2 protein-coding genes and 1 pseudogene are annotated in these 2,370 nt (G+C 70.2%); all 3 read left to right on the forward strand.

Going from position 1 to position 2,370, the window contains the following annotated elements; translation table 11 throughout:
• Positions 1-484, forward strand: a pseudogene (locus ACRDSQ_RS20820) (primosome assembly protein PriA); the annotation flags it as partial.
• A 344-nt stretch (positions 485-828) separates the two neighbouring features.
• Positions 829-1,374, forward strand: coding sequence for a peptide deformylase (gene def / locus ACRDSQ_RS20825; protein WP_431423375.1), 546 nt, complete (start codon positions 829-831; stop codon positions 1,372-1,374).
• Positions 1,374-2,297: a methionyl-tRNA formyltransferase gene (gene fmt, locus ACRDSQ_RS20830; RefSeq protein WP_431423376.1), complete on the forward strand. Its 924-nt coding sequence runs from the start codon at positions 1,374-1,376 to the stop codon at positions 2,295-2,297. The genes def and fmt overlap by 1 nt, the downstream gene beginning before the upstream one ends.
• Positions 2,298-2,370: the final 73 nt, after the last annotated feature.

Below are 2,370 nucleotides of genomic sequence, written 5' to 3' on the forward strand. Positions count from 1 at the left end.
GCTCAACCGCGCCGACCTGCGCGCCACCGAGGAAGCCCTGCGCAGCTGGATGACCGCCTCCGCGTTGGTGAAACCCGCGAGCGAAGGCGGCCGAGTCGTCGTGATGGCCGACTCCGCCGCCCCCACCATCCAGGCCCTGGTCCGCTGGGACCCGGTCTGGCACGCGTCCCGCGAAGTCGCCGCCCGCACCGAACTCGGCTTCCCCCCGGCCGTCCGCATGGCCTCCGTCGACGGCACCCCCAGCGCCCTCGCCGCATTCCTGGACGACCTCCCCCTGCCCCCGACCGGCGAAGTCCTCGGCCCGGTCCCCCTGGGCGACCCGGACGTCAACGGCCAGGCGGCCCGCGAACGCGCCCTGATCCGCGTGACCCGAGCGGAGGGCCGCGCCCTCGCGACCGCCCTCGCCAAGGCCCAAGCGATCCGCACCGCCCGCAAGGAACCCGACCCCCTGCGCGTCCAACTCGACCCACTCGACCTGATCTGACCTGGACCGCTCCGAGGTAGCACCTGGTGAGGCATTCATCAGCGATCCGTGGTGTTCATACGTGAAGTTCTTCATCGGTTTCGGATGGTGCGCTGTGTATGACCGGGACTGCAACGCCGCCATCAACCTGCTCTCCGCGATGCTCGCGGATGCGGGTTGACATGGTCATCTCGCCGGGAAGTTCCCCGGAGAGACGAAACGCCTGTCGAGACCACATCAGACTCCGACCCCAGCCGGAGCGACGGTCAGCGAAGCAGGAAGAATCACTGGGATTCAACGAACGGTGATGCGTTGCATCGGAGCTGAATACACTGGGACGACCGCCCGCACGTCGAAGGAGCTTTGTGACCGTTCAGCCGATCCGGCTCTTCGGGGATCCCGTGCTGCGCACGCCCGCGGCCGAGGTGGTCGACTTCGACCGAGAGCTGCACAACCTCGTCAAGGACCTCTGGGACACGATGGAGTCCCAGGGCGGCGCCGGCATCGCCGCGCCGCAGCTCGGGGTCGGGCTGCGGGTGTTCACCTACCACTGCGACGGGTTCGCCGGGCACATGATCAACCCGGTGTGGACCTCGGTCGGCGAGGACTACCAGGTCGGCCCCGAGGGCTGCCTGTCCATCCCCGGTTTCTCCTGGGACTGCCGCCGCCACAGCAACGTGGTCGCGCGCGGGTTCAACATGCACGGCGAGCCCATCGAGGTCGAGGGCACCGACCTGCTGGCCCGCTGCATCCAGCACGAGACCGACCACCTCGACGGCGTGGTGTTCGTCGACCGGCTCGACGACGCCACCCGCAAGCTCGCGATGCGCGAGATCCGCAACGCCGACTGGTTCGACGGCGCCGTGCCCACGCTCAAGCAGAGCCCGCACCCGCTCTTCGGGGCCCGCTGATGCGGCTGGTGTTCGCGGGCACGCCCGAGGTGGCCGTGCCGTCGCTGCGCGCCCTGCTGGAGTCCGACCGCCACGAGGTGGCCGCGGTCGTCACCCGGCCGGACGCACCCGCGGGCCGCGGTCGCAAGCTCGTGCGTTCGCCTGTCGCGGCGCTGGCCGATGAGCACGGCATCGAGGTGCTGAGCCCGGTCAAGGCGTCGAGCAAGGCGTTCCAGGCGCGGCTGCACGAGATCGAGCCGGACTGCTGCCCGGTCGTGGCCTACGGCGCCATGCTGCCGCAGTCCGCTTTGGACATTCCGTGCTGCGGCTGGGTCAACCTGCACTTCTCCGTGCTGCCCGCCTGGCGCGGCGCGGCCCCCGTGCAGGCGGCGATCTGGCACGGCGATGAGATCACCGGAGCCAGCACGTTCCAGATCGTCAAGGAACTCGACGCGGGCCCGGTTTTCGGTGTGCTCACCGAGCCGATCCGCCCCGACGACACCTCCGGCGCGCTGCTTGACCGGCTCGCGGTCGCGGGCGCCGGTCTGCTGCTGTCCACACTGGACGGCATCGAAGACAGCAAGCTGGTCGCGCGCGAGCAGCCCGCCGACAGCGTCAGCTATGCCCACAAGATCACCGTGGAGGACGCGAAGGTCGACTTCACGCTTCCCGGCCTCGCCGTCGACCGCCGTATCCGCGCGGTCACGCCCGAGCCGGGCGCGTGGGCCGAGTTCCGCGGCGAGCGCGTCAAGCTCGGTCCGATGAGCAGGGCCGAAGGGGATCTCGCCCCGGGTGAACTGCTCGTCGAGCGCAAGCGCACCCTGGTCGGGACGGCCACGTGGCCGTTGACGCTGGGCGAAGTACAGGCACAAGGGAAAAAACGCATGCAGGCGACCGACTGGGCGCGCGGCATCCGCATCGAAGCAGGGGAGCGGTTGACGTGACGCAGCCAGGCAAACGAGCGCACCGGCCATCACGTCCCGGCCGTGCGCGGCCGCCGCGCAGGCCGAACACGCC

Source organism: Actinokineospora sp., from assembly GCF_050699995.1.
In the GTDB taxonomy this organism is placed as follows: Bacteria; Actinomycetota; Actinomycetes; order Mycobacteriales; family Pseudonocardiaceae; genus Actinokineospora.

Coding starts and splice junctions, on each gene's coding strand:
- fmt (WP_431423376.1), top strand. CDS start 1,374: ATGCGGCTGGTGTTCGCGGGCACGCCCGAGGTGGCCGTGCCGTCGCTG.